The organism is Caballeronia sp. M23-90, assembly GCF_053574605.1.
In genome coordinates this window covers 1-2269 of the sequence record NZ_JBSIPA010000699.1, presented here as the reverse complement: position 1 = coordinate 2269, position 2269 = coordinate 1, and the positions used below count along the sequence as shown (strand labels likewise).

Genomic DNA, 2269 nt, shown 5'->3' with positions numbered 1-2269 from the left:
TCCACCGGCACGTCAACGGGCAACAATCTCTCGTATTTCCGCCAGAAACGCGACGTCCTTGCCGGCTTTCGCCGTATAGAAGTCCTTTTGCCCGTCATAGGTGATCACGCTGCCGTGCACTTCGTCCTGAATCTTGGTCAGCCCGACCAGGCGGCGCACGACCGCACGCGTGGTGAGCGTGGTGAGATCCTGCTTGCCGTCGTAGTCGATCCGCACGGCATTGCCTTCGATGTATTCATCCAGGCCGTCGCGTTTCTGGCGGAAATACGAGAGATTGTTGCCCGTTGACGTGCCGGTGGCGTACTGATAACCCTGCGGGTCCTGCGTCACTTCCACGCGATCAGCCTTGATGATGATCGTGCCTTTGGTCGCGACCACGTTACCCGTGAAGATGTTGACCTGCTTCAGGTCGTCATAGGTCATGTTTTCGGCCGAGATGTTCAGCGGTTTGTCGCTGTCGGCGCGTTCGGCATGTGCGGCTGGGGCGAAACCTGCCAGCGGCAATGCCACGCAGGCTGCCGCCATCCCGAATTGCACGAGGCTTGCGGCGCGGCGCATAAACGCAGTGCGCGCTGCTCGCAGACGGCCTGGTTCGGGTCGGAGAAACGGTTTGTTCATGCAGTCACACTTGAATGGATTAAGCGCAATTCGTCGGAACTGCCGGGTTTATTTGGACGAGTTGTTCAGGGTTGAGGCGGCAATCTGGCCGCGTACCGTCCCGAAGAGCTTCATTACCCGGGTCGCGTTGTTGTAGTTCATGCCGTCGCCCGTCATCACCGACGGACCGCGCTGAAGTTTAACCGGCTTTTCTGTTTCGATGACATCGTCGTTCACCAGGATCCGGAAGTGCTCGGAATCCGCGGTCATCTGCGGGTCGCCAAAGCCGGCCACGCGCAACAGGTGGGCGTTTTCGTACAAATCGACGATCGATACATCGCCGTTCACCGTCCCGCGCTCCGAAGTCGCCGTAACTGTTGGCCGCAGCGGCTGGAACATGCGCATGGCGGGCTTCACCAGATCGCTGTTTTCGTCGTCTTCGTAATGCACCATCGATATGGCTGTCAGCCGGTACTGCGTCGTGCCGGTGGTATCGAGTTCGGAGACGGAAAAATTATTGGCGAAATAGTCGGGCGCGTGTTCTTTCGGACGCTCGGGCGTTTGCGCCGGCGGCAGCGTGGCCTGCAGCAGCCAGTACGTGATGCCGGCAAGCGCCGCCATGGCGACGAGCGGCAAAAGTGAAGTGAGCTTGGTCGGGCGCGCCATGATCTTCAGGCTCCCATAGCCGCTGCAAGCAGGCCGTCATAACGATCTTGCGCGCGCAGGATGGCGTCGCAGACTTCGCGCACTGCGCCTTCGCCGCCGCGTTTCGATGCCGCGAAGTGCACGCGCTGCAGCACTTCCGCATGCGCATTGGCGGGCGCCGCGGCGAAACCGCACAGGCGCATGACGGCGAGATCGGGCCAGTCGTCGCCCATGTAGCCGCATTCAGTCGCCGCGATGCCGGTGGTATGCAGGAGTTCGGCGAGCGCGATGGTTTTATCGGCGACGCCCTGGTGGAGGTGCGTGATACCGAGTTCGCCCGCGCGCGCCGCGACAATGCCGGAGTTGCGGCCGGTGATGATCGCGGTCTGCACGCCGACCGATTGCAGCATCTTCACGCCGTGGCCATCGAGTGAATTGAAGGATTTCATGGCGTCGCCGGCGGCGGTGAAGAAGAGGCTGCCGTCGGTGAAAACGCCGTCGATGTCGAAAATCATCAGCTTCACGCGGCCCGCGCGCTCATGCGCGTCTTCGGTTGCGGCAATATCCGGCGTGAAAGACAAGGTCGACATCAGATTACCTTCTTGGAAAAGAGGTCATGCATGTTCAGGGCGCCGATCAGAATCGCGTTTTCATCGACGACCAGCATCTGATTGATGCGATAACGCTCCATCAGTTCCACCGCTTCCACCGCGAGATGGTCCGGACCGATGGTTTGCGGATGACGCGTCATCACGTCCGCCAGCGGCAGCGCGCGGAAGTCGCCATCGCGCTGGAGAATGCGGCGGAGGTCGCCATCGGTGAAAATGCCTTCGACGTGGTTCTTCGTGTTGACCACGGCCGTCATGCCCATGCGCTTCGCGGTGATCTGGAACAGGGCGTCGGACACGGTTGCGTCGAGCGACACGACCGGCACTTCCGATCCGATGCGCATCACGTCGCGTACATAAGTCAGCAGGCGCCGGCCGAGCGCGCCGCCAGGATGCGAGCGCGCGAAGTCGTCCGGGCA

At 61.4% G+C, this 2269-nt stretch carries 3 protein-coding genes and 1 pseudogene; all 4 read right to left on the bottom strand.

The features are described 5' to 3' along the window. Positions 1-48 precede the first annotated feature (48 nt). A pseudogene (gene lptA, locus ACRXB1_RS34830) lies at positions 49-618 on the bottom strand (lipopolysaccharide transport periplasmic protein LptA); the annotation flags it as partial. Positions 619-666: 48 nt separating this feature from the next. After that, positions 667-1263: an LPS export ABC transporter periplasmic protein LptC gene (gene lptC, locus ACRXB1_RS34825; protein WP_061998372.1), complete on the bottom strand. Its 597-nt coding sequence runs from the start codon at positions 1261-1263 to the stop codon at positions 667-669. 5 nt (positions 1264-1268) lie between these two features. Continuing rightward, on the bottom strand, positions 1269-1832 hold the full coding sequence (locus tag ACRXB1_RS34820; RefSeq protein WP_086386421.1) for a KdsC family phosphatase: 564 nt from the start codon (positions 1830-1832) through the stop codon (positions 1269-1271). Next, the coding region (locus tag ACRXB1_RS34815) for a CBS domain-containing protein (RefSeq protein ID WP_449494627.1) at positions 1832-2269 on the bottom strand (438 nt) is incomplete at its 5' end. The genes ACRXB1_RS34820 and ACRXB1_RS34815, both read right to left, overlap by 1 nt.